Consider the following 25,510-nt stretch of genomic DNA (forward strand, 5'->3'; position numbering starts at 1 on the left):
TCATTTTTTATTTAAAATAATATACCAAATACAAATTTATATTTGGCATATTATTTTAAATGTATATTGTAATTATTTTGTTATAATCACTTAGTTATAGAAGGACTTAAGAAATCCTTAGTAATATCAAAAGATGCAGCTTGTATTTTAATATCCATGGATTGTTCTATATTAACCGAGATAGTTCTGTCCATCATAAACTTTAAATAACTATTATCATCTGATAGCATGTAATTTTTTAATATATCTTTATCTCCAATAGCATTTATATAAAATGGAGTAGTTATTTTAACTCCATTAACTGCAATTAAAGTTCCATCACAATATACAGAAGTTCTATCAGTAACCCTTTGTCCGTTAATGGATATAGCTTCAGCTCCAGCATTTCTTAAGTCATTAATTATATTATACAAATCAGAATTATGAATAATCTTGTCTATTAAATTAGGGTCTTCGATATTATAATAGGATTCATTACTTACATCCTTCAAAGTTATAATAATGCCTTCACCCTTAACATCTTCTTCACCTATTTGCATTTTGTTTTGATCTAATTCATTTTCAATGGATGAAATAACAGTTGTTTGATTCTTTCCTGCAGATTTATATTTAGAGAGTTTAGAGTTTAGCATTAGAGATTGTTGATCTAAATCACTTATTTCACCAATTAACTTGTTCTTTGCTTCGTTTGCATCTTGATATTGTTTTGTACTTAGGAAAACTCTATTATTAGTCCTATTAAAATTAATATTTAAGGATATTAGTATTCCAACAATAATGCAAGCCATGAAGATAAATAATGATGCCTCATTATTCTTCATTTAACCACCTCATTATGTGATTTCGCTTTTTCAAGCATTTGTCTTCTAATAATTGCAAAATTATCAAATATTCTTCCTCCAAATACAATAACCGCTGCTAAGTAAATTGGAACATTTAATTTATCACCTAAATAAGCAAGCCCTGCAGCTAACACAGCATTTCCAAAAAATCCGGAGATAAACACATCTGCTCTAAAATTTTTTGAAAGTAAAGCTCGGAGTGCTCCAAATACAGAATCTAAGCACGCAAGTATAGCTACTGACATATATGGAGAAAATTTATCTGGAATATTTATATTCCAAAATATCCCAATCAAAACGCCTAATAATAAACCAATTACTGCTATCATTTAATTCACCTCATTATTGTTTAACAGGCTTTGCAAAGTCAAATTTCATACTTTTAGTATATTTGTTCTTGCTAATAATTATATTGTCTTGCTTTTCATATTTATAAGTTGCAACAGAATTAAAATCAGAGAGTACTCCAGGAAAAGCCAAGGCACCAGCTAATAAATTCTTGTCTCCTATGGCCTTGATAGTAATTCTCTCCAATGGAGATATTCTTTCTTCATTAACTAATATATAATTACCAGCAATTCTAATTCCACTGCGTGGTGTAAGCCTTATATCGTTTATAGAAATAGCTTCTGCTCCAGCTGCTAGAAGTTCATTTACAACATAAACCAAATGTTTATCGGTAATTCTGTCTGCGGTTAAATCAGTTCCAAGACCAGTGGTATTGGGATTTAAATATAAAACAACTCCTTGACCAGTGACATCAGTAACACCTGCAAGCATTCTAGAAGTTTCTAGATCTTTAAGCAGTGTTTGGGAATTTTGATTATTATTTGCTGCAGTATCTTCATAGACCTTTATCTTAGCTTGCAAATCATTAATATTTTTCTGAAGTTCATCCTTTTGCTTATTTAATTGTTCTATTTGAACTGTCAAATCAGTGTTGCTTTGAGTTGTATTTTGAACTTTGCTCTGCTTATTAAGTATTCTAAACTGATAAGCTAGCATAAAGCCCAAAATGCAGCATACTAATGCAACAGATATTTGCGCTGTATACTTTTTTTTCATAAACTGCCTCCTTTTCATTGGAACTAGGGTTGTCTTCCCGTAGCCGTTCCCCTGGCAAATTACCCGCTAAAATCCTTTAGGCCTCTACCTACTTCTCTATGTTTACCACAGGATTGCTATCGTAACTTACATCTACATATCCCTTGGCATTTATCAAATTATTATTTACAAGTATATTAAAGGCTAAATTTAATTTATCCTTAATATTAACATTTCCTAATTTCAGGAGCATATTATTACAGAGAACTTGAACGTTATAAGAATCAGCTATATTTACTGAAGTAATATTGATTCCGCTCTTGTTAATTTTGTTTAGTGATATTAAATCAGTCATCAGGCTTATTAACTCTAATTCACGATTGTCTACTTTAGGAATTACCTTACCCATTGTAAAATCACTAACATCAAGACCTTCTAATTTAGTTAAATTCATATTATTAACATTGTCCTTGATTTCTAAAACTACACCGTTTTTATCAAGGATAAGAAATTTGTTATTCTCTTCAATATAAAAAGCCGCTTCTCTTTCCACCACTGAAATTAATATAGTACTGGGTAATTTTCTAATAATATCCGCCTTTAATATATACGGATTACTTAATATATTAGTTCCGATTTTTTTAGTATTTAATGTAAAAATATTAATACCCATGTTAATCTTGCTAGAAGAAATAATTTCTTCACTATTTACAATCCTATTGTTAACTACGTTAATATTCTCTACATTAAAATATGGCAGCTTTAGGCATAAAATAACTAAGGTTGATATCAATAATAAAAATATTATTAAAGATCTTTTAATGGTCCTTTTTTTTCTTCTTTTTCTAATAAGTTCATTATCAACTGCTAAAGTATTTTTCACCAGCACCCACACCTTATAAAAATTTAATCTAAAGTTTCATATATTATATAATACCACTAAATTTGCTTAAGTTCATCTATTATTATATTTATATTTCAACATATTTTGTCAAATTTATTAAATTTTATATTTCTATTAGCAGCACACAAAAAGCATTGCAACTGCAATGCTTAAGTGGAACATTGTCTAGAAATATTAAGCAGAACACCCATGGCCATTAAATTAAATAATAAAGACGACCCTCCATAACTAATAAAGGGTAAAGGTACTCCTGTAACAGGCATGGAACCTGTTACTACAGCTATGTTTATTATTGCTTGAATTGCGATTACAGATGTTATTCCAACAGCTAATAAGGTACCATATGTATCTTTTGCCCGCATAGCAGTTCTAATACCTCTCCAAATAAGTACTAAGAATAAAATAATTATCACTGTACATCCTATTAATCCAAGCTCTTCACCTATTATTGCAAATATAAAATCATTATGGGGTTCAGGTATGTAGTAGCACTTTTGTCTTGATTTTCCTAAAGTAACTCCTGTAATCCCACCTGAACCTAAGGCTAATAGTGATTGTATCAGCTGATACCCTTTACCCTTTGGGTCCTTCCAAGGATCTAGAAAATTTAATACTCTAGCTACTCTAAATGGTTCTAGTAAAATTCCTACTACGCCAAGAGCTCCAACCATTCCTATTAGCTCAACAAAATGCAGCCATCTAGCTCCACCCACAAACAGCATTATTAATGTTACTAGCATTATTACTGTTGCTATACTTAGGTTAGGCTCAAATAGAATAATTGCAGCATATAATCCTGAAACTAAAAGATATGGAAGTATTCCATAGATAAAACTCTTTATTTTTTCACCCTTGAATTCAATACTTTTAGCCATATATAAGACTATAACATACTTAGCTATTTCTGATGGCTGCAGGTTAAAAACCGGAATAGGAATCCATCTTTGAGCACCATTTTTAGCCTCAAATGCATACACCGCTCCTAAAAGAATTAGGGTAATAAGCATGATATACTTTGTAAATTTTTTCATTTTATGATAATCGATTTTTATCATAAAAAACATTGCCACAGTCCCTATAATTGCAGATAAACCTTGCTTTTTAAGAAAATACATACTATCCCTATAAGCAGGATTAAAAAAGGCACTATAGGAACTTGCACTAAATACCATTACTACACCTACTGCAACCAGTATCATAATGGTAGAAAAAAGTATAAAATCTATGGATCCCATTTTTACTTTAGACTTTTTCATACTAAGCGTATCCTCCTAGATAATTGCTGGTAAGGATAAAAATGCTATCAGACATAATATTACTGTAATAATGGAGAATATGGAAACAATTTTCGTTTCATGCCAGCCGCTAAGTTCAAAATGATGATGAATAGGCGCCATTTTGAATATTCTTTTTCTAGTAAGCTTAAAGGACGAAACTTGAAGAATTACAGATAAAGCTTCCATTAAATAAACTCCACCTACTATTATAACCAATAACGGCATCTTTAGTATCAATGCAACAGTTGCCACTGCTCCACCAAGAGCAAGGGAACCAGTATCCCCCATAAAAACTTGAGCTGGAAAGGCATTATACCTTAAAAATCCAAGCAAAGAGCCAGCTACAACACCACAAAAGATAGCTAGAGTATAGTGACCTTGACCATAGCTTACTAAGGCAAAGAAGGTCATAACAAGCAGCGTAATAGAAGTTGCAAGGCCATCTAAGCCATCAGTTAAATTAACAGCATTGGTAGTTGCCACATAGTAAAATACGATAAATGGCACATACCACTTACCAAGATTCCAGGTCTTTTGAAAAAATGGAACTATAATAGTTGTTCCAATATTTATTTCTGTATTTGTAGCAGCATAAAATGCCAATATTCCTGATACGATCAAAAGTAAAATCATTTTTTGTATAGCCCTAAGGCCCAAGTTATTTTTATGAAGTATTTTTAAGCCATCATCAAGAGCACCAATAAAGCCAAAAGCTATAAAGGCATAGAGAGCTATCATAGCTTCATCACTTGGTCTTCTAATTAGAATAACCATAGTAATAAGGGAGGAAAGCATAAAAATAAGTCCTCCTAGTGTTGGAGTGCCTGCTTTCTTTAAATGGCTTTCAGGACCTTCCTCTCTGATATTTTGTCCAAATTTCAATCTATGCAAAATAGGTATCAATATTGGCCCTAAAATTAAAGCTATTACAAATGCTAATAAAACAGCATACACAATTCTATACATTTCTTATCTCCTCTTTAGCAATTTATGGTCTTTAGTTTATTAACTATAGTTTCGAATTTCATGGATCTAGATGCTTTTACCAAAACACAATCTCCTTGCAAAATATTACTTTCTAAATATTCACAAACACCTTCATTGCTTGAAAAATTTATTATTTTTTTATCAGATACAAAACCTTTTTTATATGCCTCTTCAAATTCTCCAACACATAGAAGTAAATCAATATTTCTTAATTTAGCGTATTCTCCAACTTCTTTATGGAGATTGAAGGCCTCATTGCCTAATTCCTTCATTGTACCAAGAACAGCAATCTTTCTTTTGCCCTCTATGCTTTCAAGAACATCTATAGCTGCTTTCATAGAGTCAGGACTTGCATTATAGCTGTCATCTATTAAGGTGAATTTTTCTCCTTTTATTATATCTAATCTCATAGAGGTAAATTCTATCTTTCTAAAGCCTTCTTGTAAATCATCATAGCTTAATCCTAATTTTCTGCCGCAGGCTATTGCTAAGAGTGCATTTGATATATTATGCTTTCCAATTATATTTATATTAAATTCATAATCCTTATTTTCACTGTTTTCATTTACCACAAAATTAACCATGTCTTCATGAAGCTTGTAATGCTTAACATAAAAATCATCAGTGCTATCTTCCATTCCCGTCTTAACTATATTAAAGCTTTTAGATTTTATAGTCTTTAACAAATCGTTATCGTTATTTATTATTAAGCTATTAAAGTCATCGAAGTAGTCCGTAATCTCAAGCTTTGCTTTTAAAATATTCTCTCTTGTTTTTAAATATTCCAAATGAGATACTCCAATATTTGTTATTATTGCTATATCTGGTCTTGCAACATCAGTTAAATTATGTATTTCTCCAAAGTTACTCATACCCATTTCTAGAACTGCAATATCGTATTCATTAGTAATATTGAAGATCATTAACGGCAGTCCTATTTCATTGTTAAAGTTGCCCTTGGTTTTAAATACTCTATATTTTGAACTTAAGGCACCTGCAACTAGATCCTTTGTGGAAGTCTTACCTGTAGATCCAGTTATACCAATTACCTTTATTTTTAATTTTTTCCTATAATATTTTGCTAGATCTAAAAGTGCCTGCTTTCCATCCTCTACTTTAATAACAAAGACATTGTCATTAACACTGATAAGTTCATCACATAGTTCATCTATTATACAAACTCTAGCCCCTTTATAACTTGCTTCTCTTAAAAAGGAATTCCCATTAAAATTTGCACCTTTTAAAGCTATAAATATACTGTTTTCTACTATTGTTCTTGTATCAATGCTTACTGCTTCATAAGGAACTTCTTTACCTTCCTTAATAACTTTACCCTTAGTTGCATTTAATATTTCTATTAAAGTTATATTGTCCATTTAAAACAGCTCCTTTATTATTTCAGCAATAACTTCTCTCTCATCAAAATGTATCTTTTTATCTTTAAGTTCTTGATAATCCTCATGTCCTTTTCCAGCCACTACCACTACGTCGCCTTTTCTAGCAATTTCAATTGCTCTTTTTATAGCATCTTTTCTATTTTCAATTATTTCATAGTTATCTTTTTTAATACCAGTAAGTATTTCCTTAATAATACTTAAAGGCTCTTCTGTTCTAGGATTGTCAGAAGTAACAATTGCAATATCACTAAGCTCGCTTGCAATGTTGCCCATGATTGGTCTCTTTGTTTTATCCCTGTCACCACCGCAGCCAAATACTGCAATTAACCTGCTATCAGTGAATTCTCTTGCTGTTTTTAGTATATTCTCTAAGCCGTCTGGAGAATGTGCATAATCAATAATTATTTCAAAATCTAAATTATAGTGTTTAGACACAATTTCGCACCTTCCAGGTACAAACACCCTATCTAAGCCCTTTTTTACATTAAGCAGCGACACTCCTTCAATTAAACAAGCAGCAGCACTTCCTAAAGCATTATATATATTATATCGCCCTGGTATGTTTAAGCTAACATTTACATCTTTATCATTATATTTCATGAGAAAATCAGTTCTATTTGAGCGCATATTAATATTACCTGCATTAACCGTACAGGAATTATTTAGTCCATATGTAATTTTAGGTGATGTAATATCATTAAGTATTCTTAATCCATAATCATCATCAGAATTAATGATAGATATCCTACTGTTCTTAAAAAGAATTAGCTTCGAATTATAGTAATTTTCAAAGGTTTTATGAAAATCTAAGTGATCTTGTGTTAGATTTGTAAAAATACCTACTGAAAATTCTATTCCATAAACTCTGCTTAAGGCTAGCGAATGTGAGGAAACCTCCATTACACAATAAGTAACATCATTTTCAACCATTTCCTTTAATAATTGATGTAATTCTAAGGATTCAGGAGTTGTTCTATGTGAATCTAACTTTTTATCTCCAATATAATTTGCAACAGTACCAATTAATCCAACCTTGTTACCAGCTTCCTCTAAAATCGCCTTCATCATAAAGGTAGATGTAGTTTTACCATTAGTTCCAGTAATCCCAATCATTTTTAACTTTTTTGAGGGTTCACCATAAAAATTAGATGAAGCTATAGCTAAAACCTTTCTACAGTCTTCAACCTTAACTACAGTACAGCCTGAAAGTTTATCTATACCTGTTTCCCTTTCACATACTATTACAGCTGCTCCATTTTTAACTGCACTTAAGGCAAAATCATGACCATCTACCTTAAACCCAGTAATACAAAAAAATATATCTCCTTCATTAACCTTTCTGCTGTCATATTCTACTTTGTTAATATTTATGTCAGAATTACCCTTAATTATGCTATATTTTATACTTCTAAGCAAATCTTTAAGTTGCATCATTTCACTCTCCTAACTTGTTTGTTTACACAATATTGGCATGCATTTACTACCTTTTTGTTGTAATATATGCATGCCCCTATTTTTTAATCATCTAAGTTCTCTAATTCTAAGAGAAGTTTTGTACCTTTATTAACTTGTTCCCCTGGTGCAATACTTTGACTAGATACTAAACCTTCTCCAGTAAAATCTGCTTCTAATCCTAAGCCTTTCAGAGTAGAAGTTGCTTTTTCTTTGGTAAGCCCAATAAGGTTTGGCATTACTACTACTTTATTATAGTTATCTAAACTACCTGTGTAAAGTACAATTTTATCTCCTTCTTTAATGTTAAAGCCAGGTTTTGGGCTCATTTCTACTATATATTCACCGTTAATATCCATATCATAATTTATATTTTGAGCTTTAAGTAATTTAACTGCATCCTCTTTTTTCATACCCCTTATTTCAGGTATAATTACGTCTTTTTTCATACTTCTTGCAATTTCTTCTTTAGATGCATCTGCAGTTGTTCCTAAATAGTTAAATATATCATTAAATATCTGTTTAGCTACTGGTGCTGCAATTTGACCTGCATAATAATTTGATGGATCCGGTTCATCTATAGAAACAAATAATGTTATAGTTGGTTTATCTGCTGGAGCCATACCTGCGTATGAAGATATATATTTGCCAGGTTCATAACTTTTTGTAACACTGCTTACCTTTTGAGCTGTACCAGTTTTACCTGCAATATGATAGCCTGGTATAAAAGAATTTTTTGCACCGCCTTCAGAAACAACCTTTTCAAGATATCCTCTTAAAGTATTGGCAACATCTTCCTTTAATATACTTCTTTCATTATATTTATTATAAGTTTTATCAACTATTTTTTTATCTCCATTTTGAAAATGGACAACTTCCTTCATTACATGAGGTGTGATTAATTTCCCGCCATTTGCTATTGCATTAAAAGCTTGCAAATACTGAATTGATGAAACGGTATTACTTTGACCAAAGGACTCTGTAGCCACATCAACCTCAGTCATGTTTTCTGTTTTTCTAATTATACCTTTAGCTTCACCTGAGAGATCAATACCAGTTTTCTGTCCGAAGCCAAATTTAGTTATGTATTTATTTAAATTAACCTTGCCAAGTCTTCTTCCAAGCTCCATAAAGCCAACATTGCAGGAATTTTTTAATATATCTACAAAAGTTTCATCACCATGGCCAGTCCTTTTCCAACAATGAATTATTCTGTTTGCCACTTTAGTGCTGCCGCCGCATAAAAAATGATCTGTTTCTTTGACTAAGCCTTCTTCCATAGCACCATAAGCGGTAATAACCTTAAATATAGAACCAGGCTCAAAGGTATCATTTACCGCCCTGTCTCTCCACATTTGCTGAAGCTCATCTTGTGTTTTTCCTTCCACCCAAGGATTATTAGGATCATAATCTGGCTTATTTACAAGTCCTAAAATCTCTCCATTATTGGGGTTCATTGCAATTATAGTAACAGCCTTTGCCTTGTTATCATTTAAAGCCTGAGAAGCAGCCTTTTCAAGAAAACTTTGAATCATATTATCTATTGTTAAGACTACATCCTTACCATCTACTGGTTTAGTAAATTCTGAAATAACATTGGGCTGTCCCTTACTCTTATTATCATTTTCAGATATTATTCTACCAGGAGTGCCAGATAGTTCTTTATCATAACTTAATTCCACACCTGTTAGACCAACACCGTCTTTTCTTACAAAACCTAGAACATGAGAAAGAAAATTTCCATCTGGATAATATCTTTTAGTGTCCGACGAAACGAGAACTCCCCTAATATTTAATTCCCTAACCTTATCAGCTTCTGTTTTCTCAATTCTTCTAGCTAAACTAGCAGAGGCCATTGGCAAGCCATTAGGCAGAGTTTTATTTAATATAGTAAGCACATCTTCATTTTTCATATTAAGCGCACTAGCTAATTTAGGAGCTATAACTTCATTAGTTATATTACTTTCTTGCAGATATTGTCTTATAGTATTCATGTCTAAATCAACTCTATAAACATTTGCACTAATTGCAAGTTCATGACCATATCTATCTAAAATTCTTCCTCTTCTTGCGTCAATTTTAACTTCGCTTGTCCACTGTTCTTTAGCAATCTTTGTCAATTGTTCGGATCTAACTATCATAATATAAGATAGTCTAATTACAAGCAAAAAAAATAAAATAAAAAGTATGCCAAATGAAATCAGCATCCTTTTTTTAATTTTAACCTTGTCCCGAAAATCCAATAGATTTACCTCCACTAAAACAACAGATTCTTTACCTTTGCAATTAAATTATCCTTTGTGTTTTTAGCGGTTTTTGCTTCATTATTTGCAAAATAATCTTTAGTTACAGATGAATAAATTATACTATTTTTATCGGGGGTTACCATTTTTAATTTTGTTACTGCAAAATCTTCTACTTGCTGCATATTGCTTGACTTTAGAAGTTGAACTTTTAAATTTTCATTTTCCATGTTTAGGCTGCTCATATTTGTAGTTACAACCAAAAGCTGCTTTTGAAGATTATATACTGCGGAATAACGTAATACTAAAACAACACCAATAGCAAATGCTGCTAATATGTAAACAATTATTTTAGCTTTTGTTTTTAGCCTCTTTTGTGCTAAAGCTTTTTTCTTTTCCTCTTTTTCTCTTCTAAGCTTTTCGAACTCCTCATCTATGCTAGGATTATAAGGTTTGTATTTCGGTGCTAGTGCATTACTGCCGCTTACTAAATTTTTATTATCCATTACTATCACTTTATTCACCCCATCCAAAAATTAGAACTATATTTTCTCTGCAATCCTCAGTTTAGCGCTTCTGCTTCTAGGATTTTCTTCTACTTCTTCCATTGAAGGTTCTATAGGCTTCTTGCTTATTATTTTAATTGTTGGTACCTTACCACAAATACATACTGGAAATTCCTTTGGGCATTTACATGGATCTGCCAAATCCTTAAATTTATTTTTCACTATTCTATCTTCAAGGGAATGGAAGGTAATAATAGCCAGCCTTCCACCTTTTTTAAGCTTGTTAATGCTTCCTTCTATGGCTTTATCCAATATTTCAAGTTCCTTGTTTACTTCTATTCTGATTGCTTGGAAGGTCCTTTTTGCCGGATGTGGTCCTTCTCTCCTTGCCTTTGCAGGAATAGCAGCTTTTATTATATCTACAAGCTCATAGGTAGAATTTATTGGACTGTTTTCTCTTCTGTCTACAATAAACTTAGCAATTCTGCTTGCAAATTTTTCTTCACCATAATCCCTTATTAATTTATAAAGTTTTTCTTCGGAGTATCCATTTACAACCTCATAGGCTGTTAATTCTGCTTCTCTGTCCATCCTCATATCAAGGGGAGCATCCTTCATGTAGCTAAAACCCCTTTCTCCATTATCAAGCTGATATGAAGAAACTCCAAGATCCATTAAAATACCGTCTATATTATCTATTTCAAGTTCATTTAGTATGTTTTCAATATTAGTAAAATTATTATGTACATAAATAACATTTTCGTAGGAAGTAAGTTTTTCTTTAGCAGCTCTTAAAGCTTCTAAATCCTGATCTATTCCAATTAATTTTCCATTTGAATTAAGTCTTTTTATAATCTCACTTGAGTGACCTGCTCCACCTAAAGTACAGTCCACATAAGTTCCATTTTCGTTTATATTAAGTCCTTCAATAACTTCATTTAATAACACAGATATATGCTTAAACTCCATATAATTCTCCTTAATGACTTTAGATACCTAGTTCGCTCATTTTCTCAGCAATAGCATCATAGTCAATATTTTGATTATTATATTCTTCCCATTTTTCCTTGCTCCAAATCTCAATTCTTGTAGAAACTCCTATACTTACTATATCCTTATTTATTGAAGCATATTCTGAAAGATTTTGTGGTATTAGTGCTCTTCCCTGCTTATCTACATCAATTTCATTTGCACCTGAGAAGAAAAATCTTACAAAGGCTCTTGCATCTTTACTTGTTAGAGGAAGTTTTTTTAGTTTCTCCTCTAATATCTTCCATTCATCCATAGTGTAAGCATAAAGGCATCCATCCAGACCTTTTGTTAATACAAAAGTTCCACCAATTTCATCTCTAAACTTTGATGGAATAATCATTCTGTTTTTATTGTCTATAGCATGTTGATATTCTCCTATAAACATATTACACCTCTACGCCTTTACTCCACTTTCATCCACTTTACACCACTATTTATACATATTCTATATTATTTTTAAAATTCCTTCAATTTTTTATAAAAATTTAAAATTTTTATTCATAAATTTTTTTGTTACAACAGCTGTCTTAGGTAAATAATTGTAATATGTTTACAATGTAATCATGAATAACCTAATATCCTTGAAATGCACCTTGCTGTAGGGTATAATTTATTAAGAATTAAAACATTACAAATGAAAGGAATGTCATAAATGAAATTAGGAATTGTAGGTTTACCTAACGTAGGTAAAAGTACGTTATTTAACGCCATTACCAAGGCTGGAGCAGAGGCAGCTAATTACCCATTTTGTACTATAGAACCTAATATCGGCGTTGTTAATGTACCAGATAAAAGATTAGATGTACTTGAGAAAATGTATTCTTCTAGAAAAAAAGTAAATGCAAATATAGAATTTTATGATATAGCCGGACTAGTTAAAGGCGCAAGTAAAGGAGAAGGACTTGGAAATAAATTTCTATCACACATTCGTGAGGTAGCTGCTATTGTTCACGTAGTAAGATGCTTTAATGATCCTAATGTAGTACATGTAGACGGCTCCGTAGATCCTATAAGAGATATAGAAACAATTAATTTAGAACTTATTTTCTCAGACATTGAAGTTCTAGATAGAAGAATGGAAAAGTCTGTTAAGCTAGCACGATCTGGCGATAAAAAGGCTAAGGAAGAAGTTGCCTTTATGGAAAGAGCCAAAGAACACTTAGAAGGCGGAAACCCTATTAGAACATTAGAAATGAGTGAAGAGGAACAGAATTTAGTTAAAACATTTTTCTTACTTACTTCAAAACCGGTTTTATATGCTGCAAATGTTTCAGAAGAAGATTTAGTTTCTGGTAACACTGAAAATGAATATGTTAAGACTGTAAGAGAATTTGCCGAGAAAGAAAGCTCTGAAGTAGTAGTTATTTGCGCAAAACTTGAAGAAGAGGTTTCTGACTTAGAAGAAGATGAAAAGTTGGAATTACTGCAGGAATATGGACTTAAGGAAACTGGCTTAGACAAATTAATTGAGTCAAGCTACAAACTCCTAGGTCTTATGAGCTTTTTAACTGCTGGAGTACAAGAGGTTAGAGCATGGACAATCGCTAAGGGCACAAAGGCTCCAGAAGCTGCAGGTAAGATTCATTCAGATATTGAAAGAGGCTTTATAAGAGCGGAAATAATTTCCTATGATAAGCTTATAGAATGCGGCAGCGAAGCTGCAGCAAAAGAAAAGGGTTTTTATAGACTTGAAGGCAAGGAATACATTATGGCTGACGGAGATGTGGTTAATTTCAGATTTAATGTATAAAAAAATGGCTATAAAGAATGGCAGCCAATATTACTTATTTAAATAAGTAATATTGGCTGCCATTAATTATTACTAATTATTTTTTTAAGTAGTATTTTTGAATTTCCCTATTAACAGAATTTAAAACTGTATCTACCTTAATATTTTCCTCGTCAAAAAGTATCATCATTGCATCTTCAACAGTTGACATTGTGTAAATATGAAAATTCCCCTTTGCTATTTCTTCCTCAACCTTGTTATTTAGTACTAAATCATTTCTATTGCTATAGGGAATAAGAACTCCTTTATCTTTAACTGAATCTACTGCCAGGCATACATTGAAAAAACCTTCTATTTTTTCATTAACACCTCCAATTGGCTGAACTTCTCCTAACTGATTTATTGATCCTGTTACTGAAATATTTTGTTTTATAGGCAGTTTTCCAAGTGTTGATATTATACTAATAATCTCAGCAACAGAAGCACTGTCTCCATCAACTTTTCCATAGATCTGTTCAAAGCTTAAATGAAAATCTACAGGAAGTCTTGAGTAAGAATTTAAAAACTTGCTTAAATATCCTTTTAAAATACCAATTGACTTGCTGTGAATGTTTCCACTTAAATTGCTTTCTTTCTGAACATCAACAATATTTCCATCACCTTTGTAACAGCTGCAGGTTATTCTAATTGGCCTGCCAAAACTTACATATCCCATATCTAGAACTGAGAGTCCATTAACTTGACCAATAAGGCTGCCTGTAACATTTATTAAAATTCTTTTGTCAGTGTAGTTTTCTAAAATTTCCTTTTGAATTAAGTCCTCAGAATAAGCTATATCTCTAATATCTGCTGCAGAAATAAAATTCCTTCCATCACTTACTACTTTATTATTAGAAAGCAGTAGTAACTTATTTAATTCTCCATCATTAAAATATATTTTATTCCTGGATTCTGCCTTTCTGGATAAATGCTTAGCTACCTCAATAATGGAGCTTTCTGTTAAGGGTCTTAATTTATGGGTTTCACACATCTTATTTATATTGTTTATGAGAGCTTTTCCAGTTAATTCGTTAATTTCTACAACAGGTTCATATTCAACCCTGATTTTAAATATTTTCTTGAAATCTTCATCATAATTAAATAGGTAATCATAGGTTTCAAAATCTCCTATAAGAATAACCTTCTCCTTAATTTCTATTGGTTCTGGATTTAAACTGCTTAAGGATAAAAGTTCTAAATACCCCCTGTTAAAGTCTAGGCTAACCTTCTCTGAAATTAGAGTTTTCTTTAAGTAATAGTAGGCCTGGGGATTGGTAAAAAGATCATTAGCTCTTAGTATTAAGCAGCCTTCATTTGCCTTTAACATTGAACCTGCTTTTATCAATGTTACATCAGTTGTGTAAACATTGTTATGATTCTCATATTCAATGTTACCTAAAAGATTATTTACACTGGGATCTTCCTCATAAATAACTTGAGGCTTTAAAATATTACTATTATCAACAATAATATTCATGTCATATTTATATATAACTTCATTTATTTTTTCTTCATCATCCTCATAATTTAAAGAATAAATATCTATTAGATTCTCTTCAATGTCTTCACACATTTCCTCTAAAAAGCTAATTACCTCTCTATTATCTGAAAATGTATTCTTAAATTTATCTTTTATTTCATTTAACCTATAATTGTAGTATTCTGACATAAGTTTCTTAATTTTTTCAATTTCATCTGTTTCAACATTTTTGAGTTCATCTAATATTAATTCAGCATTTTCTCTTAATACGCTGACTTTATCTAATATATCATCCTTTTTCTCTTGTTCAAGCTCTTCAAAGTCTTTTTCAGTCATTGCTTCCCCCTCTTTTTGAGGTATAAAAACAAAGCCTCCTTGAGTTATCTTTATTTCAAAATTATATTCCTTTGCTAAATCTTCTAGCTTTCCAACAAGTTCATTTCTCTTCTTCTGCATATTATCTATAATAATTTCTTTTTCTTTATTTCCACTGTTGTTATAAAAATTGAAAGTGTTTTCTGAGTAACAGTTTTTTATCTCTTGCAGCATTTCCTTTAATATAACACCCTTCCCATTCGGTAGAAACAGAGCTTTAGGGTTCTTAGGATCATTTTTTATTATATAACATATATCTTGAGGCTTTTCTTTATTATTCAAGATTTTTTCTACATAGGATTTTATATTATTTAATTTATCCTTTGAAAAGTCATCTATTAAATAAACATTATAACCATTATTATCTATTTCCAAAGCACTCTTTAACTTTTTATAAACCTCTTTGTACTCTGGAATATAATCAAATTCTTTTTCTTCTAATTTATTAGTAGAGTCAAAATCAAATTTATATATTATTTCCTGTGGTAATAGTTCATGATTCATATTTTGTTCCCCCCTTTTATAAGCAAAACTTGCGTATTGTACCTTAAGCACGCCATTTACTATATAAATATTCTAAAATTTAATATTTAGGAACAAAATTTAAAAATAATATGATGCACTTGCAGAAATTAAATAAATAAAAAAATATATAAAATATGTTCATTCCACATATTTTATATATTTTCGCTAGCTTTATATTTTTTATTTTATGTATAAAATTCTAGTAATTAGAACTCCCTTCTCCGCCTTCGCATATTGCTATGGAAGCGGATGCACCAATTCTTGAAGCTCCTGCGTTAATCATTGCAATGGCATCTGCATTACTCCTAACTCCTCCTGAAGCCTTAACTCCCATTTCAGTTCCTACAGTCTCTCTCATGAGCTTTATGTCTTCAGCTGTTGCTCCACCTTTATTAAAGCCTGTAGAAGTTTTTACGAAGTCAGCTCCTGCTTCCTTAGCTAGTTTACAAGCAGTTACCTTTTCATCATCTGAAAGCAGACAGGTTTCTAAAATAACCTTTGTTAATGCCTTGCCCTTAGCAGCATCAACTACAGCCTTAATATCAGCTTTTACATAGTCTAAATTCTTATCCATTAATTTTCCTACATTTATGACCATATCCACTTCTTCAGCACCTTCCTTTATAGCCTCTGAAGCTTCAAAAGCTTTAACTGCAGTTGTGTTTGCCCCTAAAGGGAAACCAATAACAGTACAAACCTTTACCTGTGAACCTTTTAATAATTCGTGAGCAAGTGCAACATGAACTGGGTTTACGCAAACTGATGCAAAACCATATTGCCTTGCTTCTTCACATAAAGTTTTGATTTGATTTGTAGTAGCCTCAGGTTTAAGTAATGTATGATCAATCATCTTTGCAATTTCTTCTTTTCTCATATAAATCTCTCCTCTAAATAAACTTCATTTTTTAATTATCTTTTTATGTATGCTTTTATATAATCAACAACTTCATTTACACCCTGTCCCTTAGCAGAATTTACTTTGAACACATTAATAGAATTGTTAAGTCTCTTGGCATTTTCAATAACTCTATTATCATCAAAGTTGAAATACTCCTTCATGTCATATTTAGAAATTATGAGAGCATTTGATTTTGTGAACATCAATGGGTATTTCTCTACTTTATCGTCTCCTTCTGGAACACTTAAAAGAGAAATTTTTAGATCTTCACCAATATCAAATTCCGCTGGGCAAACTAAGTTTCCTATGTTCTCAATTATGAGTAAATCTAGTTTATCCAAATCGAAATAAGGAAGCATATTCTTAATAGACATAGCTTCAGTATGACAAGCTCCATCTGTATTAAGCTGAACAACAGGAATTCCCATGGCCTGCATTTTCTCTGCATCAATTTGCCCTGCTATATCAGCTTCGATTACACCTATATTATAATCTGACCTTAAGTTTTCAATAACCCTTGTAATAAATGTAGTTTTTCCGCCACCTGGTGAACCCATAATATTTAATACTAATATTTTTTTCTCATTAAATAACTGCTGAAGCTCTTTATGACAATCTTCATTCCATTCTAGTATTTGTCTTACAACTTTAATCTCCATTTTCGTCTTCCACCTCCATGCTATCTATATAAAATTCATTCCCTCCTGCTCGAATAATTTCAGTACTACTGCAAACTGGGCATTTGTTATTAATAAAACTGCTTGGTTCACCACTGAAATCACAACTTGTGCATTTCATGGTAATAGGTATTTTAGTTATGATTATCTTGGCTCCTTCTGCTGCGGTTCCTTTGCTGGCAAAGTCAAAATATTGCTGTATGCATTCAGGTACTAGGCCAGAAAGCTCACCAATTTTAAGTCTTATTTCATTAATTTTTTTAATGTTATATCTTTCTGCTTCTTCAGCTGCAATTCTCACAATGCTTTGAGTAATAGGCAATTCATGCATAAAATTCTACCTTTCTAACATATTCTAGGAAGTATATCATAACTAAGCTTATCTAATATTCTTCTTCCACCAAGCATGCTTTTTAAAAGCACCTTAGATGGCATATAATCTACTACTTCACCTATTATGGCAGCATCTTTTCCAAGCTCAGTGCTTTTAAGTTCCATAAGAGCCTCATTAGCAATTTTTGCATCCACCACAGCTAGTATTTTTCCTTCATTAGCACTATAAAGTGGATCTAATCCAAGTAAATCACAGGCAGTTTTTACGTTACTGGCTATAGGAATTGCACTTTCTTCAATTTCAATTGACAAGTTACTTTTCTCCACAAATTCATTTAAAGTGGTAGCAACTCCACCTCTAGTTGGATCTCTCAATATTTTAATATTTTCCTTAAATTTTAGTAATGCTTGAGCAGGCTCATTTAAAACTGCACAATCAGATATAATATTTGTATCTAGAAGCTTTTCTCTTTCACAAAGAATAGCAACACCATGATTGCCTACGTTTCCAGACACAATAACCTTATCACCCTTATTAATTCTATGTTTTCCTAGTTCTATATTAGGAATTTTTTCACCGATTCCAGCTGTATTAATATAAATACCATGTCCGTGACCTTTGTCAACAACTTTAGTGTCACCAGTTACAACCTTAACCCCAGCACTTAAAGCAGTATCTGCTATTGATTTTATAATACTTTCCAAGTCAGAAAGTTTAAGCCCCTCTTCTAAAATTAATCCTAGGCTTATATATTTAGGTACACTTCCACACATTAACAAATCATTTACCGTTCCGCAAATACTTAGTTTCCCAATATTTCCTCCTGGAAAAAAATATGGATCTATGACAAAACTATCAGTTGAAAATGTTATATCACCGCTTACATTTAACAGAGCTCCATCACCTAACTCAATTAACTCCTTATTATTGAAATAAGGTACTATCATTTCATCTATAAGCTTTGAGGTTTTTTTTCCTCCATTTCCATGTGATATGGATATAATGTCTTCCATTTAAATTCTCCTTTCTGCTTCCTATTATGCATTAGCTTAAAGAGAGGGCACTAGAAGGTGCTGTATTTATAGTAAGCTGCACAGCTGCCTTCTCCAGATACCATACAAGGTCCAATTGGGTTTTCTGGAGTGCAAACCTTCTCAAATAGTGGGCATTCACTTGGCCTTAGTTTCCCTTTAAGGATATCGCCACATTTGCAGCCATTATTCCTATTTGCGTTTTTTACAGTAATTGGATATAAGTTTTCTATATCAAATTCCTTATATTCATTATTAAGCTTTAGCCCGCTTTTTGAAACTGTTCCTATACCTCTCCAAGGGTCATCAACCTTTATAAAGGTACTGTTTATCAAGTCTATAGCAGCTGGATTTCCCTCAGGCTTTACCAGTTTAGAATATGGGTTCTTTATTTTAAAATCCTTTTCCTTTAAACTTTTAATGATAAAGAATATTCCTTCTAATACTTCATCCATTTCAAAGCCTGCAATTGCAGCTGGGCAGTGATATTCTTCTAGAAATTCAAAACCTTTTTCTCCTACCACAACAGCTACATGGCCAGGACAAATAAATCCATTTATTTTTAAGGTTTCATCTTCAAGTAACAACCTCATTACTGGTTCTACTAATTTATGAATTGAAAGTACAAAGAAATTTTTTAACCCTTTTTCCTTGGCTTCTCTTACTGCAATGGCTGTAGCAGGAGCAGTAGTTTCAAAGCCGATTCCTAAAAATACAACTTTTTTTGTAGGATTCTCTTCTGCTATGTTTACTGCATCCATACTTGAATAAACCATTTTTACATTTGCTCCCTTTGCCTTTGCATTTTCTAAGGTTAAGCTAGGCAAGGATCCTGGAACTCTAATCATATCCCCATAGGTAGCAATAATAACATCCTCATTTAAAGATAAATCATATATATAATCAAGATAAAGGTCTGGAGTAACACAAACTGGACACCCTGGTCCAGAAATTAAATTTATATTTTCTCTTAATGCTGATCTAATACCAAACTTACTTATAGCATTTGTATGAGTTCCGCAGACTTCCATGAGATTTATCTTTTCATCAAAGCTGTTAATATATTCTAAAATTTTACCGATTTCTTCCATGTTTCTCAATTTCATCACCTGCCTGTGACAAGTTCTCACCAATTGGCTGCACTTAACTTAGTGTTAATTGAGCCATAGGTTAAAGAGCTTGTTTAATCATTATTAACTGCCTGTTCAAGTTCATTAACTATATCCAAAGTTTCTAAAGCAAAGCTTTCATCAAGCTTTTCTATTGCAAAGCCTGCATGAACCATTACATATTCACCTATTTTTAAATTTTCAATTAAATCTATTCTTACTTTTCTTTTTACTCCATTTAATTCGCCGATGGCTTCTTTATTATCAATTTCAACAATTTTTAAAGGTAATCCAAGACACATTATAACGCCTCCTACTTTCCTTCATATATACTAAAAACTATTAATTTCTAAGCTCTATTGCATTATAAATATCTACATATTTATAATGATAATAATAGCACAATTTTATTAATTTGTAAGCTGATTTAGAAAAATGAGTAATAGTTTAATATTATTTTTGGCAAAACTATAATTAAAATTAATAATCATATTTTAAAGCAATGGAAAATATGATATAATGTTGAATAAAATGTCCTACATATGTGCATTAAGCCTGTGCATATTATTTTAAGAAATAATAATTCATAAAATCAAATATATTTGTAAAGGAGTCATACATATGAGTATTAAAGAAAAATTTTCTAAGTATTACACAGATACATATCTTAAAAGATATGGTGATAGAATTACACAGGTTCAAGGAAATGTGGTTTCAGTAAAAATTGAGGAAAAACCCATACTATGGTTATTCCACAAATTAACTGTTACTTTAATTATAAAACCAGATAGAAGTAAAACAGTAGTTAAATGTGTTTATAAGAAAAATAAATGGTTTAAAAAGCCTACTTTTATGGTTATTAATCAAGGTAACTTACTTTTAGTTCAAGGACTTAAGGGTAAAAAAGGCAAGGATAACAGAGAAATCATTACTATAATGAATATACGGAACTTAACAACTAAGAAAGATTTAGTTCCTGTTGAAGGCAAAGTTCAACAAGTTCGAAAGGTTCAAAGAATAAAATAATTTGTGTCATCCACATAAATTAAAAAAGAAAGTGTCACAAAAGTGGCACTTTCTTTTTTTTAATAGAATATACATCGTTTTTACTAAGAACACTACCTATTAATATAAAGGTAAAGACTGTTTATAAAGGCAATAATACCTGAGAAGAAAATAACTATTAACCATTGACCTAAATCTAAGGCCACTGTGTGGAAGACTCCCTGTAAAAATGGAGTATATATTACACTTAGAAGCATTATTATGGAGGTAAGTACTGCTCCAACTAAATAGATATTTGTAAATAGTTTTATTTCAAATATGGAATGTTTCTCCGACCTACATTCAAAAACATGAATTAGCTGTGAAAGTATTAAGGTTCCTAAAGCTAAAGTTCTGCATGTATCTAAGCTGAACTTATAATATTTTCCTACTAAGAAAGATAGCACAGTGCAAATACCTATTAAACTTCCTCTTAAGATTATTTTTTCTTTTAGTCCTCTTGCAAAAATGTGTTCATTTTTTGGCCTTGGTTTTTGAAACATTATATCCTTATCTGGAGGATCAACACCTAAGGCAATTGCAGGGAGTCCATCTGTAACTAAGTTTACAAATAAAATTTGTATGGGCAGCAGAGGAGTTTCTAAGTATAACAAGGAAGATAAGAACATTGTAAGGACTTCACCAAGGTTGCAGGATAGTAAATACCTTATAAACTTCCTTATATTTTCATAAATAACTCTACCTTCTTCAACAGCGGCTACAATAGTTGAAAAATTATCGTCCATTAATATCATTGAGGAGGCTTCTTTTGTAACATCGGTACCTGAAATCCCCATAGATACACCAATATCTGCTTCTTTAACTGCAGGTGCATCATTTACACCGTCCCCTGTCATTGCAACTATGTAATTTTTATTTTTTAAAAGCTTAACAATTCTAAGCTTGTGATTTGGATTTACCCTAGCAAAAACATTAATTTTATCAAGTCTTAAGGATAGCTCTTTATCACTTAATTTATCTAGTTCCTCTCCTGTAATTACTTCACCTTGTTCCCTACAGATATCAAGTTCTTTTCCTATTGCAAAGGCTGTATTTTTATGATCACCTGTAATCATAATAGGTCTTATCCCAGCTACATTACACTTAAACACTGCATCCTTAACTTCTTTTCTAGGAGGATCAATAATTCCTGCAATACCTAAAAATATTAAATCTCTTTCCAGACTACTATTTTTTGCTAGCCCTGTATCCTTGTAAGCTGCTCCTAAACATCTTAAAGCTTTGAGGGACATATCCTCTATTGCTGCTGTAATTTTATTTTTATAATAAGCAGTAAATAATTTAATTTCTCCATTTACTAATATGTATTTACATTTCTCTAAAAGCCTTTCTGGTGCACCTTTTACAAAGCAATATTCTTTTGGACCTTCCTTAATAATAACAGACATCATTTTTCTATTAGAATCAAATGGAATATCATATGTCCTTTTCCCTTTTGAGACAAAATTCATGTAGGCTTTAGTATCTTTAAAAAATGCCTTTATTAGAGCAGTTTCTGTGGGATCTCCCATTAGACTCTTTTGAAGCATGGCTTCCTTCTCATTAAAATTAACGTCATTACAATATGTAAATGCTTTCTTTAAAAGTGTATTTTCTGGTATATCTCTTATATTTAAATCATAGTGTCTTTCATTAAAGAAAATAGCCTTAACTGTCATATTATTTTGAGTTAGAGTACCTGTTTTATCACTGCATATTATAGAGGTGCACCCTAAAGTTTCAACAGCTGGAAGCTTGCGAACTAGAGCATTTCTTTTAAGCATTCTTGAAACTCCAAGAGCAAGTGCCACAGTTACAATTGCTGCAAGTCCTTCTGGAATTGCAGCCACTGCGAGGCTTACCCCAAGTAGAAACATTTGATATTTATCCTGCCCTCTTAAAATTCCCATTACAGTAACTACAGCACAAATAACTATACAAATCACTACTAGTATCTTTCCAAGTGAATCAAGTCTTAATTTAAGTGGGGATTTTTCATTTTCAATATCTTGAAGCATATTTGCAATTTTGCCCATTTCAGTTTTCATACCGGTATCCATTACCTTTGCAATGCACCTACCAGTAAGTATAACAGTTCCCATGAAAATTTGATTTTCCTTTATTTCTCTACTTTTATTAACGCCTACAGACTCTCCAGTAAGAAGTGATTCATCTACCATAAGAGAATTGGACTCTAAAACAATACAATCTGCTGGAATCCTATCCCCACTTTCAAGTAGCGTAATATCCCCAGGTACAATTAATTCAGCGTTTATAACTTGAACCCTTCCATCCCTTACTACCTTAGCCGCAGGAGCTGCCAACTTTTTAAGAGCCTCTAATGATTTCTCAGTCTTATATTCCTGAATAAAGCCTAGTATTGAATTCATAATGACTATAATTAATATTGTTATTGCATCTGCTTTTTCTCCCATTATTCCCGAAATAATTGTTGCAGCAAGCAAAACCCATATAATAAAATCATTGAATTGAGACAAAAATATATTAAAAGGTGAAATTTTTTTGCTATTCTTTAGTTGATTCAAACCATATAAATTTAGCCTTTTCTCTGCTTCGTTTTTACTTAATCCTGCGTGGATAAATTCGCTATTAACCATGTCACCCTCCCAATCTTCTTTGCAGCACACAAAGATTATTAATCTTTGCGCCTCCTGTATTACTTTGCAGCATGCAAGGATTATTAATCCTTGTGCCTCCTTATATTCTCTTGCTACCTATAGTAATATATGAGCTCAAATACCTTGTTATGAAAAAAAATAAATGTAATTGCCTATTTACAAGGCTGCAAAATAACTTTAAAATTAACCTATATTTAAATATTTTCGGATGTTTCTATATATTTATGAAAGTTAAGTATATATATAATTCAAAATCTAGAAACACACATTAACTTATGATAAAAAATGGAGGGATTCTAAAATGAATGACTTATTATATATTACCGGCCATAAAAATCCTGATACTGATTCAATTTGTGCCGCTATAGCCTATTCAGAATTTAAAAATAAAACAGGAGTGCTCCAGGCAATTCCAGTTAGACTTGGAGATATTAATAGAGAAACTGAATTTATACTAAATTATTTTGATGTTGAAGTTCCTAAACTCATCGAAACAGTTAAGGTTCAGGTATCAGATTTACATATAGACAACGTAGCTCCAGTTGCGCCAGATATTTCACTTAAAATGGCTTGGAACATAATGAAAAGGAATAATACTAAAACACTTCCTGTTGTAGATGACAATGACTCCTTAATTGGAATAGCTACCATAACTAATTTATTCACCAGTTTCATTGATTTTTGGGACAATAATATATTGTCTAAAAGCTATACAAAATTGGAAAATATTCTTGACACCCTATCAGCTAAATATATTTATGCTAAATCAAGCAATTTAAGTTTAGGTGGTAAAATAGTGACTGCTGCCATGCATCCTGATAGTGCTGAAGAAATTATTGAAGAGGGAGACATAGTTATATGCGGCGATAGAGAAGACACACAGAATACTATTATTAAATGCAATGCGGCACTAATGATAGTAACTGGGAATCATTTAGTTAGTGATGAGGTAATTGAACTTGCAAAGAATCATGGTACCTCAATAATATCCACTCCTTTTGATTCCTTTACTGCCTCAAGACTAATTACTCAAAGTATTCCAATAAGCTATGTTATGACAAAAGATAATATTCTTAGCTTTAGTACAGAGGATTTTGTTGATGAAATAAAAGATGTTATGCTGGAAACAAGATATAGAAGCTATCCAGTAGTTGATTTAGAAAACAAAGTTATCGGCACTATATCCAGATATCACCTTATTAGTCAAAACAGGAAAAAGGTAATCTTAGTTGACCATAATGAGAGAACTCAATCAGTGCACGGCTTAGAAGATGCCGAAGTCTTGGAGATTATAGACCATCATAGAATTGCAGATATACAAACTGGAAATCCAATTTATTTCAGGAATGAACCGGTTGGTAGTACTTCAACCATTGTAGCTTCAATATTCTTTGAAAATGGAATAAGACCTTCTAAAAAGGTTGCAGGATTATTATCTGCAGCTATTATATCAGATACCTTACTATTTAAGTCTCCTACTTCCACAAATGTAGATCAATTGATGTTAAAAAGACTATCTGAAATAGCATGTATAGATGTTGAAAGCTTTGCAAAAGAAATGTTTAAAGCAGGTACTTCATTAAAAGGAAGAACTGTAGGTGAGATATTCCATCAGGATTTTAAAACCTTTACCCTTAATGGTTTAAAAATTGGAGTATCTCAAATAAGCACCATGGATCTTGAGGGCTTTTCAGAAATGAAGAATGACATGCTCAATTTAATGGATAAAAAGGCATTAGAGAACAATTTTGACCTTTTAGTTTTTATGTTAACAGACATACTTAAAGGCGGATCAGAACTATTAATCGCAGGCGAAGAAAAAGAAATTGTTAACAGAGCCTTTAATATAAAACTTAACAGTCCAAGTATATATTTACCAGGAATCTTATCAAGAAAAAAACAAGTGATTCCTCCAATCACTGCAGCTATAACCTCATTAAAATAAG

At 31.6% G+C, this 25,510-nt stretch carries 23 protein-coding genes; 3 read left to right on the forward strand and 20 right to left on the reverse strand.

Features of this window, described 5'->3' with window-relative positions:
* Positions 1–86: 86 nt before the first annotated feature.
* The 12 genes from ACJDUH_RS16115 to mraZ form a co-directional block, all read right to left on the reverse strand.
* On the reverse strand, positions 87–821 hold the full coding sequence (locus ACJDUH_RS16115) for a DUF881 domain-containing protein (RefSeq protein ID WP_406766233.1): 735 nt from the start codon (positions 819–821) through the stop codon (positions 87–89).
* Positions 818–1,171, reverse strand: coding sequence for a small basic family protein (locus tag ACJDUH_RS16120; RefSeq protein ID WP_406766234.1), 354 nt, complete (start codon positions 1,169–1,171; stop codon positions 818–820). Before ACJDUH_RS16120 ends, ACJDUH_RS16115 begins: the two co-directional genes overlap by 4 nt.
* A gap of 13 nt (positions 1,172–1,184) precedes the next feature.
* Positions 1,185–1,907 (reverse strand): DUF881 domain-containing protein, encoded by a 723-nt coding sequence (locus ACJDUH_RS16125; protein ID WP_406766235.1) that lies wholly within the window; start codon positions 1,905–1,907, stop codon positions 1,185–1,187.
* Between the two features lie 88 nt (positions 1,908–1,995).
* The gene (locus ACJDUH_RS16130) at positions 1,996–2,769 is read right to left on the reverse strand and encodes a cell division protein FtsQ/DivIB (protein ID WP_406766236.1); all 774 of its coding nucleotides are present in this window, start codon (positions 2,767–2,769) and stop codon (positions 1,996–1,998) included.
* Between the two features lie 170 nt (positions 2,770–2,939).
* Positions 2,940–4,046 (reverse strand): stage V sporulation protein E, encoded by a 1,107-nt coding sequence (gene spoVE, locus ACJDUH_RS16135; protein WP_406766237.1) that lies wholly within the window; start codon positions 4,044–4,046, stop codon positions 2,940–2,942.
* A gap of 15 nt (positions 4,047–4,061) precedes the next feature.
* Complete coding sequence (gene mraY / locus ACJDUH_RS16140) at positions 4,062–5,033, reverse strand: phospho-N-acetylmuramoyl-pentapeptide-transferase (protein ID WP_406766238.1); 972 nt, start codon at positions 5,031–5,033, stop codon at positions 4,062–4,064.
* Positions 5,034–5,047: 14 nt separating this feature from the next.
* Complete coding sequence (locus tag ACJDUH_RS16145; protein WP_406766239.1) at positions 5,048–6,430, reverse strand: UDP-N-acetylmuramoyl-tripeptide--D-alanyl-D-alanine ligase; 1,383 nt, start codon at positions 6,428–6,430, stop codon at positions 5,048–5,050.
* Entirely contained in the window at positions 6,431–7,882 is a 1,452-nt protein-coding gene (locus tag ACJDUH_RS16150; protein WP_406766532.1) for a UDP-N-acetylmuramoyl-L-alanyl-D-glutamate--2,6-diaminopimelate ligase, read from the reverse strand. It abuts the gene before it with no gap.
* Positions 7,883–7,968: 86 nt separating this feature from the next.
* Positions 7,969–10,110 (reverse strand): stage V sporulation protein D, encoded by a 2,142-nt coding sequence (locus ACJDUH_RS16155; protein ID WP_406766533.1) that lies wholly within the window; start codon positions 10,108–10,110, stop codon positions 7,969–7,971.
* A gap of 50 nt (positions 10,111–10,160) precedes the next feature.
* Positions 10,161–10,661 carry a hypothetical protein gene (locus ACJDUH_RS16160; protein WP_406766240.1) on the reverse strand — a complete coding sequence of 167 codons (501 nt, stop codon included), beginning with the start codon at positions 10,659–10,661 and terminating at the stop codon, positions 10,161–10,163.
* Positions 10,662–10,688: 27 nt separating this feature from the next.
* Entirely contained in the window at positions 10,689–11,621 is a 933-nt protein-coding gene (gene rsmH / locus ACJDUH_RS16165) for a 16S rRNA (cytosine(1402)-N(4))-methyltransferase RsmH (protein ID WP_406766241.1), read from the reverse strand.
* 19 nt (positions 11,622–11,640) lie between these two features.
* Positions 11,641–12,069 (reverse strand): division/cell wall cluster transcriptional repressor MraZ, encoded by a 429-nt coding sequence (gene mraZ / locus ACJDUH_RS16170; protein ID WP_406766242.1) that lies wholly within the window; start codon positions 12,067–12,069, stop codon positions 11,641–11,643.
* A gap of 267 nt (positions 12,070–12,336) precedes the next feature.
* Here mraZ and ychF point away from each other — a divergent pair, with 267 nt between their 5' ends.
* The gene (gene ychF, locus ACJDUH_RS16175) at positions 12,337–13,434 is read left to right on the forward strand and encodes a redox-regulated ATPase YchF (protein ID WP_406766243.1); all 1,098 of its coding nucleotides are present in this window, start codon (positions 12,337–12,339) and stop codon (positions 13,432–13,434) included.
* Positions 13,435–13,510: 76 nt separating this feature from the next.
* Here the strand turns inward: ychF and ACJDUH_RS16180 are convergent, their stop codons facing one another.
* The 7 genes from ACJDUH_RS16180 to ACJDUH_RS16210 all read right to left on the reverse strand — a co-directional run bounded on the left by ACJDUH_RS16180 (position 13,511) and on the right by ACJDUH_RS16210 (position 20,183).
* Entirely contained in the window at positions 13,511–15,811 is a 2,301-nt protein-coding gene (locus tag ACJDUH_RS16180; protein ID WP_406766244.1) for an AAA family ATPase, read from the reverse strand.
* 220 nt (positions 15,812–16,031) lie between these two features.
* Positions 16,032–16,706, reverse strand: a complete 675-nt coding sequence (gene deoC / locus ACJDUH_RS16185) for a deoxyribose-phosphate aldolase (RefSeq protein WP_406766245.1) — start codon at positions 16,704–16,706, stop codon at positions 16,032–16,034.
* Between the two features lie 35 nt (positions 16,707–16,741).
* Positions 16,742–17,389 (reverse strand): hydrogenase nickel incorporation protein HypB, encoded by a 648-nt coding sequence (hypB, locus tag ACJDUH_RS16190; RefSeq protein ID WP_406766246.1) that lies wholly within the window; start codon positions 17,387–17,389, stop codon positions 16,742–16,744.
* Positions 17,379–17,738: a hydrogenase maturation nickel metallochaperone HypA gene (gene hypA, locus ACJDUH_RS16195; RefSeq protein WP_406766247.1), complete on the reverse strand. Its 360-nt coding sequence runs from the start codon at positions 17,736–17,738 to the stop codon at positions 17,379–17,381. The genes hypB and hypA overlap by 11 nt, the downstream gene beginning before the upstream one ends.
* A gap of 14 nt (positions 17,739–17,752) precedes the next feature.
* Entirely contained in the window at positions 17,753–18,754 is a 1,002-nt protein-coding gene (hypE, locus tag ACJDUH_RS16200; RefSeq protein ID WP_406766248.1) for a hydrogenase expression/formation protein HypE, read from the reverse strand.
* A gap of 50 nt (positions 18,755–18,804) precedes the next feature.
* A complete protein-coding gene (gene hypD, locus ACJDUH_RS16205) occupies positions 18,805–19,878 on the reverse strand; it encodes a hydrogenase formation protein HypD (protein ID WP_406766534.1) in 1,074 nt (357 codons plus the stop codon).
* A gap of 77 nt (positions 19,879–19,955) precedes the next feature.
* Positions 19,956–20,183: a HypC/HybG/HupF family hydrogenase formation chaperone gene (locus ACJDUH_RS16210; protein ID WP_406766249.1), complete on the reverse strand. Its 228-nt coding sequence runs from the start codon at positions 20,181–20,183 to the stop codon at positions 19,956–19,958.
* 319 nt (positions 20,184–20,502) lie between these two features.
* On the opposite strand from ACJDUH_RS16210, the gene ACJDUH_RS16215 reads away from it, so the two are divergent.
* Positions 20,503–20,907, forward strand: coding sequence for a hypothetical protein (locus tag ACJDUH_RS16215; RefSeq protein ID WP_406766250.1), 405 nt, complete (start codon positions 20,503–20,505; stop codon positions 20,905–20,907).
* 92 nt (positions 20,908–20,999) lie between these two features.
* On the opposite strand, the gene ACJDUH_RS16220 is transcribed toward ACJDUH_RS16215, so the two are convergent.
* Positions 21,000–23,543, reverse strand: coding sequence for a calcium-translocating P-type ATPase, SERCA-type (locus ACJDUH_RS16220; RefSeq protein WP_406766251.1), 2,544 nt, complete (start codon positions 23,541–23,543; stop codon positions 21,000–21,002).
* A gap of 322 nt (positions 23,544–23,865) precedes the next feature.
* Between ACJDUH_RS16220 and ACJDUH_RS16225 the strand changes: the two genes are divergently transcribed.
* Positions 23,866–25,509, forward strand: a complete 1,644-nt coding sequence (locus tag ACJDUH_RS16225; protein WP_406766252.1) for a putative manganese-dependent inorganic diphosphatase — start codon at positions 23,866–23,868, stop codon at positions 25,507–25,509.
* Position 25,510 lies beyond the last annotated feature (1 nt).

The organism is Candidatus Clostridium radicumherbarum (assembly GCF_045310525.1).
Classification (GTDB): domain Bacteria; phylum Bacillota; class Clostridia; order Clostridiales; family Clostridiaceae; genus Clostridium_AT; species Clostridium_AT radicumherbarum.